This window comes from Flavobacterium sp. LK-23, assembly GCF_058135255.1.
In genome coordinates, this window is record NZ_JBYUVT010000023.1 from 37,462 (window position 1) to 60,185 (window position 22,724).

The following is a 22,724-nucleotide window of genomic DNA, read 5'->3' on the forward strand; positions in this document are numbered from 1 at the left end:
TAGTTTGTAATATCTATCAAATTAGTCGAGTTTTATTGAGAGAAAACACTTGTGAAAAATAAAAAAATCAGTAAAATGAAAAAAACTTTATCAAATTGTTAGGGTTTTGTTTTTTGGCTTCGTAATAATATTAAAAACGACTAAAATGACAGTAAAAAAGTCAGAGAGACTAATTGTTAAATTTATCACAAATCAGGCTTCTCAAGAAGAGATTGAGCAGCTTACCGAGTGGTTAAAAGAAGAAGAGAATCAAATTGTATTTAAGGATTTTGTGCAAACCAACTATGCAATTGATACTGCTTTGAACACTTTTGATTCGACCGAAGTTAGAAAACAGCTTTCGGAACGAATCAATGAGGAAAAGAATGTTTTTTATAAACGAAGATTTTCATCTTATTATAAATATGCTGCGGTTTTAATTGTGGCTTTGGGAGGTTTTTATTTCTATAAAAATTCTAGTGCAGAACAAGTTAAACAAAATGTTATAGTGCCTAGAGTTGATGAGATTGTTTTACAATTAGGTAACGGTGCATCTGAAACTATTGATATTTCTGCAGAAAAAAATGTTACGGACAAAGACGGAAATATTATTGGAAAACAAGAGAAAAACAGATTGGTTTATAATAAAGCTTTTGCTGAAGGAGAATTGGTTTACAACACATTGAAAATTCCGTACGGTAAAAAATTTGAGGTGCAGCTATCAGACGGAACTTTAGTGCATTTGAATTCTGGAACGTCATTTAAATATCCAGTTCAGTTTGTCAAAAAACAAAATAGAGAAGTGTATTTAACGGGTGAAGCTTATTTCGAAGTTAGCAAAGATAAAAGCCATCCGTTTACGGTAAACGCGCAACAAGTGAATGTTGAGGTTTTAGGAACTAAGTTCAATGTCGATTCGTATACTAATAATAGCAGTACAGATGTTGTATTGGTCGAGGGTAAAGTTTCGCTTTATAAAGATCAGAAAACAAACCAGAATCAGGTTTATTTAACACCAGGTTTTAAAGGTTCGGCTCAACAGGGACAGAACGAAATTAAAATAGAACAGGTCAATACGGATTATTATACCGATTGGGTAAAAGGAAGTCTGGTTTTTAAAAATGCTTCTTTTGATGATATTATCAAAAAACTAGAACGCCAATACAATGTGACTTTCATTAACAGAAATAAAACACTTGGAAAAGAAATTTTCAACGCCCGTTTTGATAATGAACCCATTGAAGTGGTCTTGAAATATTTTAGCGACAGTTATGCGATTGATTACAATATTGACCGAGACAAAATAACGATTAAGTAAAGACGAAGAAGTAGTAAAGAATATAGAAGAAAGAATATAGAAGAAAGAATATAGAAGAAAGAAGAAAGAGGAAGAAACAAGATTGAGAAATCTAAAATCAACAATCAGAAATCTAAAATCACCAAGCCTATGTAACAGAAATCCAAAAAGAAAAGGATCGTTATAAAAAAACCGGAAAATGCGCCAACATTTCCCGGTAGAGTATATGCGGTCAGTTAATTAACCAACCAACATTAAAAAAAACATTTAAAAGTATGAAAAAACTCTTGAACAGAATCAGGTTTGATAAGCCTTTTTTGAAATTTGATTTGAAAATGAAATTGACCACATTATTTCTGCTAACTGCCTTAACAGTAATGCACGCCGGAACCACTTATTCTCAAAAAAACAAGATTTCTTTTAATGCCAGCAATATGACTGTTGCAAAAGTGATTGAAAGACTTGAATACACTACAGATTACAGATTTGTTTATAATGTAAGATCTGTAGATTTGAACCGAGTAATAGATGTAAATGCATATGAAGCTTCAATAGAAGTTATTTTAAATAAAATCTTTACTAATACGAGTACCGATTTTAAAGTATCAGGAAACCACATTATTCTGATGCCTAGAAAAGTCTCTACAGAAAAAACGGAAGAGAAAAAACCTGTAGCAGATTTTATTGTAAAAGGTAAAGTTACAGATGAAAAAGGAATGCCTTTGGTAGGTGCGGCGATTTCTGATAACGGTTCAGGAAGAGGTGTAGAAACCGATTTTAATGGTGAATATCAGATTATTGCAGTAAGCAGTGAAACGACTTTGGCTTTTGCTTATTTAGGATATGTTAGGCAAGAAATAAAAGTTGAAGGAAGAAGTGTTATTAACGTTGTTTTGAAAGAAGATATTTTTGAACTTGAAGGACTGGTTTTGAAGACTGGTTATCAGGATATATCGGCAGAAAAGGCAACAGGATCTTTCTCAAGTTTAAAAGCAAAAGAGTTTCAAGAACAACGTTTAAGCAGTTTAGATAAAATTTTAGAAGGACGTGTTGTTGGATATCAGGATGGAAGAATTCGTGGAACAACTTCAATGAGAGGGGTAACGGCACCGTTATATGTTATTGACGGTTTTCCTGTCGAAAATACAAGATTAACTCCTTATGCATCTATAGAAGAAAATCTTCCTAGTTTGAACTTAGAAGATATTGAGACGATTACAGTTTTAAAAGATGCCGCAGCTTCTTCTATTTATGGTGCTCGCGCTGCAAATGGAGTTGTCGTAATTACCACAAAAAAAGCAAAAGAAGGAAAAACAAATATTTCGTTTTCAAGTAATTTAACTGTAACGCCTTACCGAAATTATACGGGCAATCTTACTAGCTCTGCAGATATTATTGGTTTAGAAAGAGGATGGGCAGAGGGAAATCCTAACTTGAAAACCGCTAATTCAGCTACTTATGCGCAGTCTTTATTGAATAATGCAGTTTTTCAAAGTTTAGGAATGCAGACTATTTTAAATGGGTATGCAGGAAATATTTCTCAAACAGATATGAATAATCGTTTGAATCAACTCGGTTCTCAAGGTTATAAATACTACGATGATGTAGCAAAATATGCCAAACGCGATCAGTATTTTATGCAACACAATCTTAGTTTAGGTAAAGCTAGCCAAAACAATACTTTTAATGCGTCTATAACTTACAAAGACAATCAGTTAGAAGATATGTATTCTGAAAACCAAACGGTTGGAATTAATTTGAAAAACTCAACACAAATTAACAACTGGCTTTCTTTAGATTTAGGAACGTATTTAAACTACGGAATAGGAGATACTCAATATTATAATCCTCTTAATCCAACTACAATACCAGCCAATCCAGGTTATAAATGGCAACCTTATAATCAGTTGGTTAATGCTGATGGAAGCAATTTTGTTTCGACTGCTGCTTCTCGCTACAATAATTTCACACTTAATTCTATGCAGACTTATGGTCTTTACAACATGGATATTACGCCAATGGATGAATTAGGAAGAAACTTAATTGAAAACAAAAACTTCTTAAACAGAACATTTGCTAAGTTCAATGTAAAATTCAGCCATGCGTTTACTTATAATGCGATGTTCCAATATGAATTTGCTTCAGATCGCGCAAGCCAATTATTTGATAGAGAATCATATTATGTGAGAAACAAAGTAAATGGTTTGGTGACAATTGTGAATAACAAAGCGGTTTACAACTTGCCTTATGGAGATATTATCAAAGAAACCAATCAGTTTTCTAATGCTTATAATTTCCGTCAGCAATTAAATTTCAATCAGACTTTCGCAGAAAAGCATGATTTCTCTGCGATTGCAGGTATGGAAATCCGTCATTCTAAACAAGAATATAATGATAACACTCGTTATGGTTACGATTCACAAGCTTTAACATTTACAGCAATAAATCAAGCCGATTTATTAAAAGTATATGGATCTGTTTTTGGCGGTTATATGTCACAAAACGACTTTGGATTAGAAAAAGAATTGCAAAACCGTTACGTTTCGGTTTACTCAACTGGAGGTTATACGTATGACAAAAGATATACATTATCAGGAAGTATTCGTTGGGATCGTTCTAACCTTTGGGGAACAGACAGTAAATACCAAAACAAGCCAATTTGGTCTGTAGGTGCGGGCTGGAATATCAACAATGAATCATTTTTTGATGTTGCGTGGGTTGATGCTCTTAAACTTCGCGGTTCTTATGGTATTGCCGGAAACATTGCCAAAGATTCTGCGCCTTATTTAACAGCTTATTATTATGCTAATGCGAATGTTGGAGGAACTTATGGAAGTGTGGGGCAACGTCCAAATCCTGAATTGTCTTGGGAAAAAACAACAACAACCAATATTGGTTTTGATTTCTCTTTGTTTAAAAGTAGATTAAGCGGAACGTTAGATTTATACAACAAAAAAGGTCAAGATTTGTTAGCTACTAGCCAAGGAATTCCAACAGAAGGATTCGGATATTCTTCTTACACACTTAATAATGGAGAAATGACTAACAGAGGTGTCGAAGCTACTTTAAGAGGAACGATTGTAAAAACGCCTTCTTTCTCTTGGGATGCGGCCATTTTGTATGCCTATAATAAAAATACTGTAGATTATGTAAATGTAAAAGCTCCTGTTTACTATTTACAGTTAGATTATCCACAGGCTTATCCTAGAGTTGGAACAAGTTTTAACAGCATTTATGGTTACCAATGGGCTGGTTTAAGCAATACAGGAATTCCGCAAGTTTATGATGCTTCAGGAACTGCAGTAAAATACAATCCAGGTCAGATAGATGCAATCAAAGATTATGGTTCGACAGTTCCGACACACAGCGGTTCTTTCCATACCTCAGCAAATTACAAAAACTTCTCACTTTCGGCTCTTTTCATTTATGAGTTAGGACATAAAGTAAGAAATACATTCTTACCAATGTTGAGTAACAATTACAATGGTGCACTTGGAGGTTATGTAACAGATATTACAGTGGTAAACAACAATATTGCAAATCGTTGGATGCAACCAGGTGATGAGGCTTTTACTAATGTTCCGAGAGCGGTTTATGAATATGAAGCAGATTTTAATTCAGAATCTCGTACGATTTATTCTTATGCAGATATTAATATTTTGGATGCATCAAATTTAAGATTAAGCAACATTTCTCTAGCGTATCAAATGCCAAAAGACCTAATTAAAAGAGTAAAACTAGACGGAGTACGATTCAATTTGAACGCAGAAAACGTATACACTTTTGCCAAAAGCAGAGATGCCAAATACATGTTAGGCGGTTTCATATCTCCAAGCTTTGTTATGGGTGTAAATGTTAATTTCTAATTTATAAAGACTAGACGATGAAAAATATATATAAAAAAGTAGCGTGCTTATTGGCTTTAGGATTGACTTTAGCATCTTGCGATGATTACTTGAACGATGTGCCAAAAGGAGCAAAATCGCCTGAAACATTAGCAGATTATGAAGCTTTTTTGCGTGACGAATACAATACAAGATTAGATATCTTGGGAGCTACACATTTGCTAAATGATCAATTTGTAACGGCTGCTACGCTTACAAGTAATAGGTTGTATAATGCCAATTATATGTGGGACGAAAATGCAGATCGTATTGCATTGAAAGTCTCAGATGAATCTACCTATTACACCACTTATAGCGGAATTTCGGCTTTTAATTTAATTATTGAAAATGCACTTTCGGCCACTAAAGCGACTGAGCAAGAACAGAGAACAGTTTGGGCACAAGCAAAAATAATGCGTGCTATGAACTTTTTTTATGTGACTAATTTTTATGCAGATACTTATGTAGCTTCTACAGCGGCAACAAAATTATCAGTTCCGTTAATTACAAGTGCCAATATTAATGCGCCAAGTAAACAAGTAACCATTCAGGAAATGTATGATTTTATTCTAAATGACATTAAAGAAGCATTGCCTTATTTGCCAAAGGTTGCTCAAACCGCTTTGCATCCTAATTTAGGAGCAGGTTACGCTTTTTATTCAAGAGTTTATTTACAGATGAATAATTATACAGAGGCTTTAAAATATGCTGATTTGGCATTAGCAGAAAATAATAAACTCTTTGACTGGGTAGCTTTCTATGAAGCAAATAAAGCCATTATAGATGTGCCAAATTCATACACAACAGCAGTTTCGCCAATGGGATATAATAATGTTGAAAACTATATTTTTAGACATGGTTCAAGCCGTTCATTAGGGAGAGAGCCAAGCATACCAGTAGAAAGAGCAGCGCGTTTTGAAACGGGAGATGCACGATTAAAATCTCGTTGGAAGGTAAGAACCGTTGGAGCAGATACGTATTACTATTCGATATTGTCAGGAATGTACAATTTTGGTGGACTTACAACTGTTGAGGTTTATTTAATTAAGGCGGAATGTCTGGCACGTGATAATAAAATTACTGAAGCATTGGCTATTTTAAATACGGTTCGTAAAACTCGTATTCTTCCAGCATCTTATCAGGATATTTCAACTACAGATAAAGCAACTGCTTTGAACGCTATTTACAAAACAAAAAGTAATGAATTGCTGCAAACGCTTACTCCTTATGCAGATGCACGCCGTTTAAATGCAGAAGGAATTTACAAAGTTAGTTTTACTAAAGTCGTAAATGGAATTACGTACACATTAAAATCTGATTCTCATTTATGGACATCACCTTTCCCACAAGGAGCAACGCAAAATCCAGGAAACGGAACCATTACACAAAATGTAGATAAATAATAATATAAAAGCTTCCCGATTAGATTTTCCCGAAAGGGAAGCTTTTTCTAAAAATATCAATCAAAAATGAAAGAAATTCAAAATAAAATAGTAGCATTCTATCTGTGCCTGTTTATGGTTTCCATCAACATTCAAGCACAAAAGAAAAAAGCAACCTCAACACCAGTTTCTTCTTATACAATTGAAGGAACAATAACAGGTTTAGCAGACGGAACTGAGGTAAAATTGATTCCCGGAGCTACACATTCTTCTGAACTGCCAGTTGCTGAAACAACTTTAAAAGACGGGAAATTTACTTTTGCAGGAAAATTAAATGAACCGCGTTTTTTCTATGTTGTCTTTGGTAAAAACAAAGGAAATATTTCTGTAATGGTCGAAAATTCAAAAATAAAAATTACAGCAGCTGGTTCGGTTTCAGATCAAGAAGGAGAGAGAATTTCTTTTAAAGATGTAGTGGTTACAGGTTCTAAATCAAATGATTATTATAAAAAAGAAACTGCGTTTAGAGAGGAACTCGAAAAAGACTATGCAGCTTATCATACCAAAGATTCAGACGAATTAAGTAAATTAATCGGTGCCGCAAGACGTGATAAAAACACAAAAGCGGTAGACTCACTTCAAAATCTTCCAGTTTGGAAAAAATTTGAAGATGATGAAAAAGCATTTTTTACGAAAGTAGAAAAAACAACATTAGAGGTTATCTCAAAACATAAAAACACTTGGTGGGGACCATTTTTCATGATGACCAACTTTAGTTATTTCACACCAGAGCAAAAACCTTTGTACGATCAGTTTTCTGAAGCAGCAAAGAAAAGCTACTACGGACAGATTTTAGATAAAGATTTGAATCCGAAATCTTTAATAGGAACAAGCATTGCCAATTTCAGTTTAAAAGATAAAGATGGAAAACCATCTAGCGCAAAAGATATTGTAGCTGGAAAAAAATACATTTTGGTCGATTTTTGGGCTTCATGGTGTGGTCCATGCCGAAAAGAAATTCCGAACTTAAAAACAGCTTACGCTGAATATGGACCTAAAGGATTTGAAATTTTAAGTGTTTCAATTGATAAAGACGAAAAAGCTTGGCAGAAAGCACTTGGACAAGAAAATATGCAGTGGCACAATCTTTTAGACGATGATAAAGTAAGTAAAGCATTTAATGTAAAAGCAATTCCGGCAACTTATTTAGTAGACAGTAAAGGGGTAATTATCGGTGACAATTTAAGAGGTGCAGAATTGGAAGCGAAATTAAAAGAGCTTTTGAAATCTTAAATTTTTAGTCGCAGTATTCAATCTCAGTTTCAGCGAAAACAGTAAACTGTGACTGAAACCCCAAAAAAACATCGCAATCTAACAAATAAAAAATATAACATGAAAAGCACAGTATTAAAATCTAGCCTATTCGCATTAGCAATTGCGACTGCATTTACTTCTTGTGAAAAGAAAGAAGGATTTAAAATTAATGGAAAAATTGCAGGATTAGATAAAGGAATGGTTTATCTGGAATATGCAGACGAAAAAGGAGATAAAAAAATAATCGATTCTGCTGAGGTAAAAGAAGGTGTATTTACTTTTACAGGAAAAACAGTAGAACCGTTATTTCATACCATTAAAATTAAAGGGCAAGAGTACGGCGCGTATTTTCTTTTAGATAATGAAGATATTACGATTGAAGCAAAAAAAGATTCGGTTTTTAAGGCTAAAGTAACTGGAGCTACACAAAACGGATTCTACAAATCGTACTACGATAACGAATTCAAAAAAATACAAGCAATTGCAGGTCCTATTTACAAATTATCTGATTCGCTAACCCAAGGAGGAAAAGTAAAATTAACTCCAGAACAGCAAACTATGATGGATAAAAAATGGAAAGATCTTGGCGCTTTCGCGGATGATTTGACAGATAAATTCATTAGAAAAAACAAAGACAATTTAGGAGGAGCATTAGTAATTGAAGACCGAATTGTGTCTTATGGAACTCCAGAAAAAGTAAAAGAATATTATGCCGTTTTATCTCCAGAAGTTCAGAAATCATTCTACGGAAAAAAATTAAAAGCTTCAATTGATCTTAACGAAAAAACAGCTATTGGTGTTGCGGCACCAGAATTTTCTCAAACCGATATCAACGGAAAAGTGGTAAAATTATCAGATTACAAAGGCAAATATGTTTTGGTAGATTTCTGGGCAAGCTGGTGCGGTCCATGCCGAAAAGAAAATCCAAATGTAGTTGTGGCCTACAAAACGTATCATGATAAAGGGTTTGATGTTTTGGGAGTTTCATTGGACGATAAAAAGAAACTTTGGGAAAAAGCAATTGAGAAAGACGGCCTAACTTGGACGCATGTTTCTGATTTAAAAGGATGGCAAAATGAAGCGGCTGTTCTATACGGTGTAAAAATGGTTCCAACCAACTACTTAATTGGACCTGACGGAAAAATCGTTGCTAAAAATCTTAGAGAAGCAGAACTTCAATCTAAATTGAAAGAAATTTTTAGTAAATCATAAAGTTAGTTTTCAGTCGCAGTTTACAGTCTCAGTGAAAACTGTAAACTGCGACTGAAAACTGAACACTCCAAAAATAATATCAACAAAAAAATGAAAAAATACATCTTTCTGGGCTATTGCTCATTAGCTTTCTGCGCCCTAATTTCAGCGCAGAACAAATCGGTTAACTTCAAGAAAATAAAAGAATTAGGTGGAATCGAAGAATATTTATACCAGCCAAACGGAATGAATGTTTTGCTTTTGCAGGACAATGCTTCTCCAGTTGCAACGGTACAAATTGTATATCGCGTAGGATCTAAACATGAGGTTTTAGGAAACACAGGATCGACTCACCTTTTAGAACATTTAATGTTTAAAGGAACTCCATCTTTCAATAAGAAAAATGGAAACACAATTACTGATCTTCTGCAAAATACAGGAGCACAGTTAAATGCTACAACTTGGTACGATCGTACGAATTATTTTGAGACGCTGCCAAGTGATAAAATCGAATTAGCGCTTCAAATCGAAGCCGACAGAATGCGTAATTCTTTATTGTTGAAAGAAGATAAAGAAGCAGAAATGACGGTTGTGCGCAACGAATTTGAGCGTGGAGAAAACAATCCGAATAGTTTATTAGATAAAGAAATTTGGGCAGCGGCTTATATTGCACATCCGTATCATCATTCGACAATTGGATGGAAATCGGATATTGAAAACGCTCCAATTGAAGTATTGAGAAATTTCTATAATACGTATTATTGGCCAGATAATGCAACTTTAACCATTATTGGGGATTTCAAAAAAGAGAATGTTTTTGAATTGATCGAAAAGTATTTCGGTAAAATTACAAAAGCACCAAACGCAATGCCGCAGCCATATACACAAGAACCTCAGCAATATGGAGCACGCAAAATTACAGTTAAAAAACCTGGAGAATTAGGCGTTGTGAACAAAGCGTATAAAATTCCGGGAGCTTTACACGAAGATCTTCCAGCCCTGAATATTTTAGCTCAGATTATTGGCGTTGGGCCGACTGCTATTTTAAACAAAACATTTGTTGATACTCGTTTAGGAATTTATTCTTACGCAAGTGCAACAAACTTTAAAGAAGTCGGACTTTTTACAATTGGCGTTGGTTTTCCGACAACTTCAAAACACGAAGATATCGATGCTAAAATCGGTGAAGTTGTGGCTAAAATTCAGAAGGAAGGCGTAACTCAGGACGAAGTAAATAGAGTTGTAGCAAAAATCAGCGCACAAACTATTTTAGCACGTGATGGTTCTGGAGTAATTGCATCAGCATTAAACGAAGCAATCGCTTCTGGCGACTGGACAGATTATATTACAGGAGTTGATAGGTTGAAAAAAGTAACTCCAGCAGATGTTTTGCGTGTGGCTCAAAAATATTTAGTTGATGACCAAAGTACAACAGGATATTTTATTCCGAAACAAGCTGGTAATCAAAATAATGATACGGCAAAAGCCAGTAATTATATGGCAGAAAATGGTCCGTTTTATTACAGACATTCAGAAGAAGGACATATTCACCAAGAAGCTTCATCTGTTCCAACTTCAACAAAAAACACAACAGAAGAATTAGTTTCTGCAGAAACTTTAATCGAAAAATCAGCTTCAGCTTTTAAAAGAGAAAAAGTATCTGGAATTGATGTGGTTTCGGTAAAAACATCAGCAAAAGATTTCGTTACGGTTGCGGCTAGCATTTCGTTAGGGAATTATGCCAGTGAAACGAAAAATGATGTAATTCCAGCATTAACAGCCTCAATGTTATCAAAAGGAACAACTTTGAATGACAAGTTTAAATTTTCTGAAAAACTTCAAAAACTAGGAGTTTCATTAAATGTAAATGCTTCAAGTTTCAAAATTAATATCGGATTTAAATGTTTGAAAAAAGACTTAGATCAGGTAATTGCTTTATTGGCAGAAGAATTAAGAAATCCGTTGTTTGATGCTAAAGAATTCGAAAATTTAAAACAGCAATTTATTGGAAATACGCAGCAGGATTTGAATGATCCAGGCGAAAGAGGAAGCATTGCTTTATCTCAGGCAATTTATCCAAAAGGAAATCCAAATTACAGTTTGAACGTAGAAGACAATATTGCGAATATCAAAAATGCAACTTTGGATGAAGTGAAAGCTTTTCACAAAAAATATTTTGGTACGGCATCTATGCGTTTGGTAATTGTGGGTGACACCGATGGAGCGAATCTAAATGCTTCTCTAAAAAAATCATTTAAAAATTGGAATGGGGGAGTTACTGAAAAATTAAAATTTGAAGAAGCTGCAAAATCTCCATCAAAAACAGAAGTGGTTACAATTCCTGAAAAACCAAGTGCAGAATTATTCGTCGGGCAGTTTACGGGTTTAAAAAGAGCCGATGCCGATTATATTCCGTTTTTTATTGGTAACTATACTTTAGGGGCTGGTTTTGCTGGACGTTTAATGCAGACTGTTCGTGATAATGACGGTTTAACCTATAACATTTCTTCTGGTTTAGGCGGAAATATCGAAACAGGAGGTTACTGGTTTGTAAACGCTTCTTTCAATCCAAATTTATTCCAAAAAGGTCTTGATGCGACAATGGTTCAGGTTGATAAATGGGTAAAAAACGGAATCACAGTAGAAGAATTAGAAAATAAGAAAACCAACTTAATCGGAAGTTTTAAAGTAGGAATGTCAACCACAAACGGAATGGCGAGAACTATTTTAAGTTTTATCGAAAGAGGTTTAGATCCAAATTACATCGATCAGTATCCAAAAGATATTGATAAAGCAACTTTACAACAAGTAAATGATGCGATTAAAAAATATATTCAGTTGGATAAAATGATTATCATTAAATCGGGTTCTCTTGATAAAGACGGGAATCCGTTGAAGTAGTTTTTTTAGTGTTCAGTTTCAGTTTACAGTCTCAGTTTACGGTGTAGATAGTTCAACTTTGTCAAAGTTTTAAACTTTGACAAAGTTATACTGCGACAAAGTTATACTGCGACAAAATCTAAAATCTAAAATTTTAATAGTTCGTCTTTCATTATTTCATTTTAGAATCTGAATTAGTAAGCCATTTTCTGTGAAAGACCAAAAGAGCTGTTTGCCAACAGCTCTTTTTTTTCAAAAATCTAATCAAAAAACAATGAGAAATACCATAATTATATTCCTGTTATTGCTCTCAGTTTCCATGTTCGGACAAATGTACAATCCGGTAAAATGGACGACAACTGTAGAAAAAATTTCAGATAAAGAATTTCTTTTAAAAGCACAGGCGAAAATACAATCGGGCTGGCATTTATACGGACAATATATTGAAGAAGGCGGACCTTCGCCAACGGCTTTTACCTTTAAAAATCAGCCGAAAAAAATCGAATTAATCGGAAAAACAACTGAGGATAAAGGACATGAAACAGTCGATAAAATCTTCGATATGAAAATTAAATATTTTGAAGATAAAGCGCTTTTCACTCAAAAAATTAAATTCATTTCAGATGATGTTTCGAATATTTCTGCCGAAGTCGATTTTATGGTTTGCGATGACAGTAACTGTTTGCCGCCGTCTACAGAAGAATTAACGTTTAAAATGCCGAGTGAAAAGAAATTGGCTTCAGCCGAAGAAAATTCAATCGTGAAAAAAGATTCTGTAATTGAAGAAGAAAAATCGGTTTCTCAGACAGAAGAAAAAAAATCAAAAGAAGAAATTACCAGTTCACCAAAGAAAACGGAATCGAGAGGATTGCTGACTATTTTTATTTTAGCTTTTTTATCTGGATTTGCAGCTTTGCTAACGCCTTGTGTTTTTCCAATGATTCCGATGACGGTGAGTTATTTTACGAAACAAAGTAAAACGAAAGCAGCCGGAATTAGAAACGCCATGATTTACGGAATTTCAATCGTAATTATTTATGTTTTGTTGGGATCAATTGTAACTGCAGTTTTTGGTGCCGATTCGCTAAATGCACTTTCGACAAACGTTTGGTTTAATTTAATATTTTTTATTTTATTGGTCGTTTTTGCCTGTTCATTTTTGGGTGCTTTCGAAATTGTATTGCCAAGCTCATTAGCCAACAAAGTAGATTCGCAAGCCGATAGAGGAGGACTGATAGGGATTTTCTTCATGGCTTTGGCTTTGGCCATTGTTTCATTTTCGTGTACGGGACCAATCGTAGGCACTTTATTGGTTGAAGCGGCTTCAAAAGGCGGAATCGCCCCAATTGTGGGAATGTTAGGATTTTCGATTGCCATTGCATTGCCGTTTTCATTATTTGCTGCTTTTCCAGGCTGGTTAAATGCATTGCCAAAATCGGGCGGATGGCTGAATACCGTAAAAGTGGTTTTAGGATTTCTGGAATTGGCTTTGGCTTTTAAATTTTTATCAAATGCCGATTTGGTTCTGCAATTGCATTGGCTAGAAAGAGAAGTTTTCTTAGCGATTTGGATTGCCGTTTTCGGGATGCTGGCTTTTTATTTGTTTGGAAAAATTACGTTGTCGCATGATTCTCCTTTGAACCATATATCTGTTGGACGATTAGGCTTCGGATTAATCGTTTTAAGTTTCACGATTTATCTCATTCCTGGACTTTGGGGAGCCCCCTTGAAATTAATTAGCGGATTCCCGCCTCCAATGCAATACAGCGAATCTCCAAACGGACTTGGAGTTTCGGGCAATTCCGAGTTAAAAATTACAGGTTCGTTGCCAGAAGGAGCAGAGCATGGACCGCAAAATATCATCACTTTTCATGATTATGATAAAGGAATGGAATATGCTAAAAAAGTCGGAAAACCGGTTTTACTAGATTTTACAGGATATGCCTGCGTAAACTGCCGAAAAATGGAAGAATTGGTTTGGTCAGATCCTAAAGTTCTTGGAGTTCTGAACAATGATGTGGTTTTGATTTCGCTTTATGTAGACGATAAAAAAGAGCTTCCAGAAAACGAACAATATGTTTCTGAAACAACAGGAAAAAAGATTAAAACCATTGGTAATAAATGGAGCGATTTACAGATTAAAACCTACAAAGCAAATGCACAGCCGTTTTATGTCATTGTAGATCATAGTAGCGCGAATTTGACAGAGCCGTCAGCTTATAATCCGAATATTGAGGAGTATTTCAATTGGCTTCAAATCGGAATTAAGAACTTTAAGAAGTAAATAAAAAAACCTCCAAAATCAATTCGAATTTGGAGGTTTTTGTTTTAGTTAACTTTAGTTACGGAGTATTGAACCCAACCACTTTCGGCTTTTTCATAAATTAATCCTCCTCCTGATATTCCGGTGCAATGAACTCTAAAACCAATTCCTGCATTTGGATAACTTGTATTTAAGTAACTTAGTGATAATGGTACAGTATTGGGATTATTAGTCGCAATATCACTAGTTAAAGCAATTGTACCATTTTTGTCAGGAAGCTGATAATTTCGATCTGCAGTTAAGGTATTGGTTCTAATTTTAGCTGAAGCAGAATAAGAAGCTTGAATATAGATAGCAGCTTCAGAGGGAATTAATTGTATTTGTTTGTCTTCATATGAAGCACCTACGTAATCGTTACTTAATGAAGCACCAAACTGTTTTCCATTTTTTATTCCAGAAATTATTACACCTGTAGGATAAAAACTTAATGTTGAGTTGTAACCAGCAAAACCCTCACGAAATTCTATCTTGTTTCCATATTGATCGGTGTATTTTGTTCCATTTTCAACAATTTTTTGTAGATTTATTTGGTCTTCTGTAGCCAATTTATAATCACCTGCCGAATTTTTTGAAGGAATAAGTATGTTTACATTAGAAGATGAGTGAGCTGTATCAAACTTCAAGGTATTATATCCAAAGCCGGTTTGTTTATTTCTTAGAGAAAAAACACCATTATCGATAGAAAATGTAGTTACATCGCTGCCTTTCGCACCAGATAAAACTACTTTTGATGTGTCATTCTTTGCATACAAAAGAATATCTGTTTCACAAGTTCCATCTTCTAAGAAAGCTTCACCATTATTTTTTAAAATATCTTCTAAACCTTGACTTCCTATGCCGGATACTGAAATATTTCCTGTTTTGTCTGCACCTATGCCATTGACTGTCAAAGGAAGGAAATGGTCTCCGTTATTTTGAGGAAGAGTGACCTTTGTGTCAAAAGATTCAGTTAAAGAATTGTCCTGAGCATGGTTAAAAGAAAACGTATTTGCATGACCTGTTCCGTCAGCTCCAGCTCTATTTCTAAAAGATAAGCTGTTAACTCTCAAAATGTTTGAAAAATCATTATTCATTCCGTCAATAATGCTTATTTCGTGTGGTGATATAGAAGAAGTTGCTACTAAATCTGGCGCATGCGTCTGATCCTGTGTCTGGATTAGCATAGGGCCAATTGCTGATGCTCCTATCTGACCAGCTCCGCCTTCTGGAGAGTATCGCCAGACAGTGGCCTTATCAGTAGCTGTAAATCCTGCACCTAAAATTTGGTCAAACGTAGGTGTTGATCCTCCAGTGGAAATTTCTACATTACCATTTGCATCAGCCTTCGCACCATTAACTGAGGTAACCAGGGTTCTAGGCTCTATGTCTAAATCTGATAAAGGAAAATAGTAAGTATCTGAATTTACCTCTAAAGGATTCTGCATAAGTTGTGCTCCTGCACCACCATCTTTTCCCAAAATTAAAACGCTATACTTCTTATTATCTGAATCAATCGTTGTGACTAGACTGGCTATACTTTGCCATGATTCCCATTCTGAAACCCAGTGTGATAGATTAATCCCATTTTGATAAATAGTAGTCTCTTCATTATTTACGTTACCTGCCCCTTTAAATTTTACAGATATAGCCGAAGGTTCAATAATTGCTTCGTTATTGTATTCAGGAAATCCTCCTGTTTTTATAATTATCTTAGGCGGAGAGTCACTTTCTGGTGTTGATTCTAGTTCAAACCCAAGATCAGACTTGTTTCCGTTAGTTAGGATAGTTTGTAAATCCTTAGAATCTCCTGGTGTCTCAAACTCGCTTCTTGACACAAATTTTATTGTCTTATCAGTGCCTCGTACAAGTACATCGTCTTCATTACTGCCTTCATTTACGGTTTCTAACTTTAGCGGTTTATTAATTATTTGATTTTTAGGTTTTGCGACTTGTTTAGACTCTTTTTCGAGAGTTTTATTACTATTGTTTTTTGTCATTTTGATTGTTTTTTAAATTGATATAATTTAAGTTGATTGGCATTTGGCAATTAAGAATAATGTGTTTGCAGGAGTTATTTTTCCATATGATATTTAGGATCTATAGTAATGAGGAATTTTTTAAATAACTGGATTAATCTGCTTCTTATGGATTTAAGAATTAGTGTCATGGCATCGAAATTTTCAACTTCTTTTTTGGTTTTTATCGCAATTATATTGCTGATGATTGAAATTCCATCACTAACAATTAGTAAATCCATGACAATGGTGACAAACCATTTAAAGTTATAGTTAAGTCCTTTGCTCATTAATGCTAAAGCGGTTGGGATTAGTAAAACGGCTAATTTGGATACAAATCCTAAAGCTAATTTTTTAAAGCTAAAGGAATTGTTTAATACTATGGTTTTAATTATGCCCAGAAAAGTATCCATCACCATTAAGTAAAAAAGTATTTTAACAATTTCTACATCCATTTCTAAGTACATAAAAATTCCATAAAGGAATAATTTTAGTTCATTTGAATATTCTGAGATTTTAGGCATCATAGTTTTTTGTTTTTTGGTCTTTTATTAAAGAATTTTAAGTAGGATCAAAATCAATGCTTTCATTGATAATGCATTGTTTTTCTCGTTTTTTCATAAGTTGTTGATTGTGGTTTTTCTAACGATGCCAAAGTGATTTGTAGAGCAAGGCATTATTAAACTGTCATTTGTTAAGCTAAATTTTCTCAGATATTTAAAAGTCTGATTTATCTTAAACCGGGATATATAAAACAAAGAAGGGAAAATCCTAAAGAACAAATCGATGCAAGTAAAAGTTGGGTCCATTTTGTAGAATATTTTGTAGAATAATCATTTGGGGTTCAAAACCCCAAATGATTTCCATTTTTGTTATTAAGATTATGGATTTGTTGGCGGATCTAATGGTTTATTGTTATGAGCGACAATTCCTGAAATAACATAATTATCTACAGTTTCTACATCTAAAAGCGCTACTTCTAAAGGTTCTTCTTTGAAAATGATTGATTCGATAACTTTTGTTTTTCCGGTTTTATCTATTAATAACATGCTTTGCACGATATCTTTTATACATACCCATTTCAGGTTTTCACCATCTTCAGTAACTAGTAAAGGATGTTGGCCAGTAGCCTTTATCGTAGCATCTTCTGTCTTAATTTCATAATAATCTGGTTGGATGCTTGTTATTTTGTTAACTACTGTTACTTCTGCTCTAGAAGCTTCACTTAATAATCCATTCCACAACATATAATCTCCCTCAGATTCATCAATTTCGTTAGGAAAAGTCAATCCTTGCAGTTTGTCTCCAACTATAACATTTTTCAATTTTTTAGATTGGCCTGATGCCATTGTTACTAAAGATTCAACATCGAAACAAGAAGTAGTTTCTGTTGTTTCTGAAGCGTAATCAGACATATCTGATCGATTGTTAGCAGCATCTTTGGCGATTATATAATAAGTATATGTGGTATTGTATAATAAACCAGTGTCACTATAATAATTATTAGTAACTGAAGTAGGGAGTTTGTTAAAAGTTCCATTATTTACTCTCCTCCATATTTCATAATAAATAGTAGATCCACCATTATTAGTAGAGCTATCCCACTGAACCATTATTTCATTTCTGTCCTGTAAATAACATGTTACGTTTTGAGGTATAGTTGGTGCAACTATTACTGATGTAGTGATGCTTACTGTATTGCTTTGCGCTGATGTATTTCCTGCATCATCTTTTGCTACGACATAAAAGGTATATTGTGTCCCAGGATTTAATCCATAAATAGTTCGAGTAAAGACATTACCTACTGAAATTGGCGAATTAGCATTTCCGTATACGATATAATCAGTAACGCCATATTCATCACTTGATGCTGTCCAGTTTAAAGTTACCTCTGTAGAACCTATAGTGGACACACTTAGAGTTGGTGGTGTTGGCGGTGTTTTATCACTTGGACGCCCTGTGTATTCAATAAACTGAACGACTCTATATGGACTCATAAGAGGAAAAGCTTTTCCTATACCAGCTTCTTTTGTAGTAAATGTAGTTCCTGTGGTACTATTTTTTACAAAGTCACTACCACCATCAGCATTAGCTCCACCTGTTCCAAGGCCTAATCCGTGGCTATGTTTAGGCATTTCATCAACATTCAGATTTTTTGCGACATGGCCACCTTCATCTCCTAGTGTTTCAAAAGGCCATATTAAATCACCATTTTCGTTATAGTAAAAAGTTAAATTTTGATAATAATTTTTTTGACCAATTTGAACAGTTCGTATTTCTGGAGATGGATTAAATAAACCAACAGGCATTTTTCCTGAAAGAGGCACATATTCTTCCCAGCCTTCAGGAAATGGCGCTGGTTTTCCCCAAATTGCCACCATTCCGATTGGCACTGCGGTAGATTTTTGATCTTCAAGTTTAGTGATTCTATCAAGCAATGAACTTAATAAGTTATTACTTTTAATAACTTGATTAGCTGTATCTAGTACTAATAAGGAATTCTCAGTACTATCAGGAGCCTTGTAATTTTCTGTGATTGCTTTTAAATTATCTAAATATAGTTTTCCGCCAATAGAAGTATTTTGCCAGTCTGACTCATAATTTAAATTCAGAGTAGTGGAAGCCGATGTATTATCATCTACTAAAGCTCTTCCTAAATAATCTCCAGAATAAAATCTTCCTCTTCCATCACTTGAACCAAACCTGAAATCCCTTGCTCTCACATTTGCTTGCGAGTTTTGTTTGGTGTCTAATTTTGATAAGTGATAAAGGCCCAAATTCAAATCTCCTTCCATCGCTTTTGAACCATTGATTGGAAGATAAGATTGATTGATAAGATTGATGTCTGATTTAATGTTATTTACATCTCCTTCAATTGCATCAATATTAGATTGAATAGATTTTAAAATTTCATCAATTGTTTTAATATCAGTAATCGTTTCAAAATTTCCTAAATCATAATATCTGATGGTTTGCACTTCGCCATTTTCAGAAACAATAATAGTATCATCATATTTGTTGGAACTATATTCTGCCTCATAATCATAATAAGCTGTTTGAGATTCTCCAGTTCCATAGACTAAACTTGTTTCGGTACAGATACTTTTTAAGTAACTCATTTGAGTGCCAATTGCAATAGGATATAAGATTCCGACCGTATTTTCTGGTTTTACAGGATCTTGCTGGTGAATAACTGCCCAACCTTTTGCTTGGTCTGTTGCATGAGCAATTATGCAATTCTGACCGGGATTAATACTTAAATGTCTTTTTAAAGCATCATACAGCTCTGATCTATAAGCTGCTTGAAGTCTTTCTAAAGTTTCCTGCTCAAGCGGAAATCCACCAGGATTACTAAAATTTATTTGTTTCATTTTTATTAATTTAAGTGTATATTGTTTTGGTGCTATTAATTTAAACTTGACGAATAAGCGTAGCTTTCATAACTTTTACCAGCTAGTTTATAGAAGTTTAAGAGGTTATGATATTCAATGTTTGCAATTTTGATTGCTGCCGATGACGATTGAGGACTATTTCCGTTGGACTGAATAATGATATCTCCATTTAGTATTAAACTTTCGGGGATAAAGACTCTGAAGTTGGCGTAAGCGATTGTTGTGTAATCTTTTCGTTGAGCTAGATAAACTGGTTTTTTATATCCGTTTTTGTATTCATCATGTGTGTATACTTCCAGTTGAGGAATCAATAATTCGCCTTTTTTTATACCACCGCCTGGCAAATTGAAATCAGGTTCGTAATATTCTTTATGGAGATATACATATTGCAAAGTAGGTTTTACAGATTCATCAATATAGATTAGCCCGTTTAATCGCTTCTGTTCTGTGCTTAAGTTAGGATCGTAATTTGTATAGGGATTGAAAGCATCATTCAAAACCTTTTCTAAATAAATTATTTGTCCTGTATGCTGCATTTTATAAAGCGTTTCTTCGTAAATCGAACGAATAGGAGCAAGTAAAACATGTAGCCATTGTGCGTGTGTGCGCTTTCTAAGGATAGGCGGAATGAGCCATAATAATAGCTTTTCCCATTTCAAAATGGTGTATTTATTCATTGTATATAAATTAGACTATTGTTTATCTCGATAAAATGTATAAGGAATATAGTTTACCTCAATCTGAAGAGTGTCCATATCAAAATAGCCTGCTCTTGGAATGAAATATTCAATTTTGGTCACATCTGGAAGTGATGGATTTGGCTGATCACTCGGATTTGTTGCGGCACCAGTTTGAACTTTTGTTAAAATTGGAATCTTAACTCCTTGTGCTTTTTGAACAGCATCAATTAAATACGTTTTAACGAAAGCTCCATTAAATTCGATGTTTTTTAAATGGTCTGTAATGGCATCTAACACAGGAAATGCATCGCTATTTGATATCAATGAACCATTCTTTGGGTCAAGCTTGTACGCGGCTAATGGCATAATAGAATTTTCGTTTGAGCCATTTAAAAGTTTTGACTGATAATATTCAATATCTTGCGGATTGATATAAATGCTCAAAGGATCAACATAAACATTCAGGCTTAATTTTAAGATGTCACCTTGATCAGAACTGATATAAACCTGATTTCCTGCATCTTTTATCTTAGCAATGTATTCCTTAAATGCAAAAAGTTCATTAGGAACATCAATTCTAGAGATTTTTTTGTCTTTTACAGTGGCAACTTTAATAAAAACAACTCCAACTTTATTATGAAAATAATCAGAGAATATTTCTTCAATTTTTGATTCAGGTTTAAGAACTGTTTCAAGATCAATTTCGCTTACAGCGCAATGTTTTATAATTTTAGATTCTTCAATCTCCGATTCGGTAAGACCTGTGGTGTCAAATTGATAGGAACCGTTTTGCCACGTAAGAGATATTCTGTTGCTCGACTCTGAATTTAAAGGAGCGCCATAATGAAAATTTAATGCTTGTTCTCTGTACCAGTTTAAAGTATGAGGTCTCGAGACCAGAGCATTTTTTTCTACTATTTTTTCATGAATCCAAATCGCAGTAGCCACTATGTTGGTCCAAAGTTTCCAAATCGCAGTTTTTGAATCTGTTAAGCCGCTTAGAGAATCGTAATTATCTTTTTCGTCCAGAATTTCTTTCTGTATTTCAGCAATTGTACGTGCCATATTTTTATTTTTAGATATAGATTAGCCTGTAAGACATATGTAATATGCTTATAATTAGGGTTTTTATGTTTTTGTTATGTATACTACAGAGCTGTAGTTTTCTTTTCAGAGCTTTGTAAAAGCAGATAGAATTGTAGAATTCAGGTAAGGTTAATTATTCCAAAGTGAATAATTTCGATAAATGAGAAGAAAGCTTTAGTAAATGATAAAATCATCTTCAATAATCATATAATCAATTCCAGAGAAATTATCTAGTAGAAATTGTTCTTCTTCAGTAAGTTCGGTTGCGGGTTTTAAGTTTCGAGAAGTATAATATTCTACAATATCTTTTTTAAAAGCTTCTCTGCCGACTTTTAAATCCTCATATACCGAAATATCTTCAGTAAGATTAAACTGGTCATTGTCTTCTAAAAGATCAAATACCGTTTCTATGCTTCCATACTCTTGCAAAGAGATGTCTAAAATGTTCTGATTTTGTTGTGGTCTAATAGTTCCCATCGATTTTAATGTTTTGTAAATCGTTGACATCTAATGTTTTTACATAAAAGTTGTCATACGATAATTGTTTATCTATTTCGTTTTCTAGTCTTAGTCTAGATGTAGCATCTGGACTGTTAATGTATTTTTCAATTCCTACTCCAAGTATCGGAAACTCTTTATAACTTCCTTTTTGACTTAACAGTAAATGCTCGATGTTTTGCTGATCTGCTACATTAATGGCAAAATCACCATTTCCAGAAGCATCTGTTACAATTAACAAGTCGTCATCCATGATAAAATCTTTCATATGTTGTTATTTTGTTATTATTTAAATTGATTTTTTTCTTTTGAATTTGCGCGCCATACCCAAAAGATTTCCTTTTATTTGATACTGTAAAAATACGCTATGCTTACTCTTTAAACAAGATTTTGAAGGTTAGGAATCAGTAGTTTCAGTAAGTTAAAATGAGTGTTAACTTGTTTTAAATCAATTGATTGATTGTGGTTTTGATTTGAGGATTAATGCGTTTTATCTAGTTGGAATAATCAGCCCAATAATTACATTTAAAATAACTTTGATAATGTTGTTTTTAATCATGTTCAATTTTATTTTTGATATTCCTGCAGTTTGAAGTCCTTGTAAAGACACCAAATGCAACTGACTTTTTAAGAGCCATTCTAACTCTTCTTCGGTCAAATCTCCAGAAGAAAAAAGAAAGAGCCAACGTTCCAATTTTGTTTTAGATTTTTCTAAAAATGTATTTAAATCTTTCTCCAATTGAGGTTTAATCTCTTTGTAATTTTCGGTTATTAAGGTTTTTAATTTGCTTTCTAACTCTTTTAATAATTTGTCGTTATCCATG

15 protein-coding genes are annotated in these 22,724 nt (G+C 33.9%); 7 read left to right on the forward strand and 8 right to left on the reverse strand.

The genetic code is table 11. The features are described 5' to 3' along the window. The first annotated feature begins 145 nt into the window (after window positions 1–145). The 7 genes from AC3Y25_RS22005 (at window position 146) to AC3Y25_RS22035 (ending at window position 14,211) form a co-directional block, all read left to right on the forward strand. The gene (locus AC3Y25_RS22005; protein WP_489904235.1) at window positions 146–1,297 is read left to right on the forward strand and encodes a FecR family protein; all 1,152 of its coding nucleotides are present in this window, start codon (window positions 146–148) and stop codon (window positions 1,295–1,297) included. 254 nt (window positions 1,298–1,551) lie between these two features. Beyond that, entirely contained in the window at window positions 1,552–5,142 is a 3,591-nt protein-coding gene (locus AC3Y25_RS22010) for a SusC/RagA family TonB-linked outer membrane protein (protein WP_489904236.1), read from the forward strand. A gap of 17 nt (window positions 5,143–5,159) precedes the next feature. Beyond that, window positions 5,160–6,563 (forward strand): RagB/SusD family nutrient uptake outer membrane protein, encoded by a 1,404-nt coding sequence (locus tag AC3Y25_RS22015; RefSeq protein WP_489904237.1) that lies wholly within the window; start codon window positions 5,160–5,162, stop codon window positions 6,561–6,563. A 66-nt stretch (window positions 6,564–6,629) separates the two neighbouring features. Beyond that, on the forward strand, window positions 6,630–7,835 hold the full coding sequence (locus tag AC3Y25_RS22020; RefSeq protein WP_489904238.1) for a redoxin domain-containing protein: 1,206 nt from the start codon (window positions 6,630–6,632) through the stop codon (window positions 7,833–7,835). Between the two features lie 99 nt (window positions 7,836–7,934). Beyond that, window positions 7,935–9,068: a redoxin domain-containing protein gene (locus AC3Y25_RS22025; RefSeq protein WP_489904239.1), complete on the forward strand. Its 1,134-nt coding sequence runs from the start codon at window positions 7,935–7,937 to the stop codon at window positions 9,066–9,068. A gap of 90 nt (window positions 9,069–9,158) precedes the next feature. Next, window positions 9,159–11,948, forward strand: a complete 2,790-nt coding sequence (locus AC3Y25_RS22030; RefSeq protein ID WP_489904240.1) for a M16 family metallopeptidase — start codon at window positions 9,159–9,161, stop codon at window positions 11,946–11,948. Window positions 11,949–12,201: 253 nt separating this feature from the next. Continuing rightward, on the forward strand, window positions 12,202–14,211 hold the full coding sequence (locus AC3Y25_RS22035; RefSeq protein WP_489904241.1) for a protein-disulfide reductase DsbD family protein: 2,010 nt from the start codon (window positions 12,202–12,204) through the stop codon (window positions 14,209–14,211). A 44-nt stretch (window positions 14,212–14,255) separates the two neighbouring features. On the opposite strand, the gene AC3Y25_RS22040 is transcribed toward AC3Y25_RS22035, so the two are convergent. From AC3Y25_RS22040 to AC3Y25_RS22075, 8 genes are all read right to left on the reverse strand, one after another. Next, window positions 14,256–16,226, reverse strand: coding sequence for a hypothetical protein (locus AC3Y25_RS22040; RefSeq protein ID WP_489904242.1), 1,971 nt, complete (start codon window positions 16,224–16,226; stop codon window positions 14,256–14,258). 74 nt (window positions 16,227–16,300) lie between these two features. Then, window positions 16,301–16,771 carry a phage holin family protein gene (locus AC3Y25_RS22045; protein ID WP_489904243.1) on the reverse strand — a complete coding sequence of 157 codons (471 nt, stop codon included), beginning with the start codon at window positions 16,769–16,771 and terminating at the stop codon, window positions 16,301–16,303. 354 nt (window positions 16,772–17,125) lie between these two features. Then, window positions 17,126–19,615, reverse strand: coding sequence for a fibronectin type III domain-containing protein (locus AC3Y25_RS22050; protein ID WP_489904244.1), 2,490 nt, complete (start codon window positions 19,613–19,615; stop codon window positions 17,126–17,128). A gap of 35 nt (window positions 19,616–19,650) precedes the next feature. Further along, window positions 19,651–20,313 carry a hypothetical protein gene (locus AC3Y25_RS22055; protein WP_489904245.1) on the reverse strand — a complete coding sequence of 221 codons (663 nt, stop codon included), beginning with the start codon at window positions 20,311–20,313 and terminating at the stop codon, window positions 19,651–19,653. Between the two features lie 15 nt (window positions 20,314–20,328). Then, window positions 20,329–21,381 (reverse strand): hypothetical protein, encoded by a 1,053-nt coding sequence (locus AC3Y25_RS22060; RefSeq protein WP_489904246.1) that lies wholly within the window; start codon window positions 21,379–21,381, stop codon window positions 20,329–20,331. Between the two features lie 195 nt (window positions 21,382–21,576). Further along, a complete protein-coding gene (locus AC3Y25_RS22065) occupies window positions 21,577–21,879 on the reverse strand; it encodes a hypothetical protein (protein WP_201999881.1) in 303 nt (100 codons plus the stop codon). Next, on the reverse strand, window positions 21,866–22,168 hold the full coding sequence (locus AC3Y25_RS22070; protein ID WP_201999883.1) for a hypothetical protein: 303 nt from the start codon (window positions 22,166–22,168) through the stop codon (window positions 21,866–21,868). The genes AC3Y25_RS22065 and AC3Y25_RS22070 overlap by 14 nt, the downstream gene beginning before the upstream one ends. Window positions 22,169–22,390: 222 nt before the next feature. Further along, complete coding sequence (locus AC3Y25_RS22075; RefSeq protein ID WP_489904247.1) at window positions 22,391–22,723, reverse strand: hypothetical protein; 333 nt, start codon at window positions 22,721–22,723, stop codon at window positions 22,391–22,393. Between the last annotated feature and the right edge of the window lies 1 nt (window position 22,724).

Bases quoted from the DNA above. Each gene is read 5' to 3' on its own strand.
- AC3Y25_RS22005 (WP_489904235.1), top strand. From the start codon at position 146: ATGACAGTAAAAAAGTCAGAGAGACTAATTGTTAAATTTATCACAAAT.
- AC3Y25_RS22010 (WP_489904236.1), top strand. From the start codon at position 1,552: ATGAAAAAACTCTTGAACAGAATCAGGTTTGATAAGCCTTTTTTGAAA.
- AC3Y25_RS22015 (WP_489904237.1), top strand. From the start codon at position 5,160: ATGAAAAATATATATAAAAAAGTAGCGTGCTTATTGGCTTTAGGATTG.
- AC3Y25_RS22020 (WP_489904238.1), top strand. From the start codon at position 6,630: ATGAAAGAAATTCAAAATAAAATAGTAGCATTCTATCTGTGCCTGTTT.
- AC3Y25_RS22025 (WP_489904239.1), top strand. From the start codon at position 7,935: ATGAAAAGCACAGTATTAAAATCTAGCCTATTCGCATTAGCAATTGCG.
- AC3Y25_RS22030 (WP_489904240.1), top strand. From the start codon at position 9,159: ATGAAAAAATACATCTTTCTGGGCTATTGCTCATTAGCTTTCTGCGCC.
- AC3Y25_RS22035 (WP_489904241.1), top strand. From the start codon at position 12,202: ATGAGAAATACCATAATTATATTCCTGTTATTGCTCTCAGTTTCCATG.
- AC3Y25_RS22040 (WP_489904242.1), bottom strand. From the start codon at position 16,226: ATGACAAAAAACAATAGTAATAAAACTCTCGAAAAAGAGTCTAAACAA.
- AC3Y25_RS22045 (WP_489904243.1), bottom strand. From the start codon at position 16,771: ATGATGCCTAAAATCTCAGAATATTCAAATGAACTAAAATTATTCCTT.
- AC3Y25_RS22050 (WP_489904244.1), bottom strand. From the start codon at position 19,615: ATGAAACAAATAAATTTTAGTAATCCTGGTGGATTTCCGCTTGAGCAG.
- AC3Y25_RS22055 (WP_489904245.1), bottom strand. From the start codon at position 20,313: ATGAATAAATACACCATTTTGAAATGGGAAAAGCTATTATTATGGCTC.
- AC3Y25_RS22060 (WP_489904246.1), bottom strand. From the start codon at position 21,381: ATGGCACGTACAATTGCTGAAATACAGAAAGAAATTCTGGACGAAAAA.
- AC3Y25_RS22065 (WP_201999881.1), bottom strand. From the start codon at position 21,879: ATGGGAACTATTAGACCACAACAAAATCAGAACATTTTAGACATCTCT.
- AC3Y25_RS22070 (WP_201999883.1), bottom strand. From the start codon at position 22,168: ATGAAAGATTTTATCATGGATGACGACTTGTTAATTGTAACAGATGCT.
- AC3Y25_RS22075 (WP_489904247.1), bottom strand. From the start codon at position 22,723: ATGGATAACGACAAATTATTAAAAGAGTTAGAAAGCAAATTAAAAACC.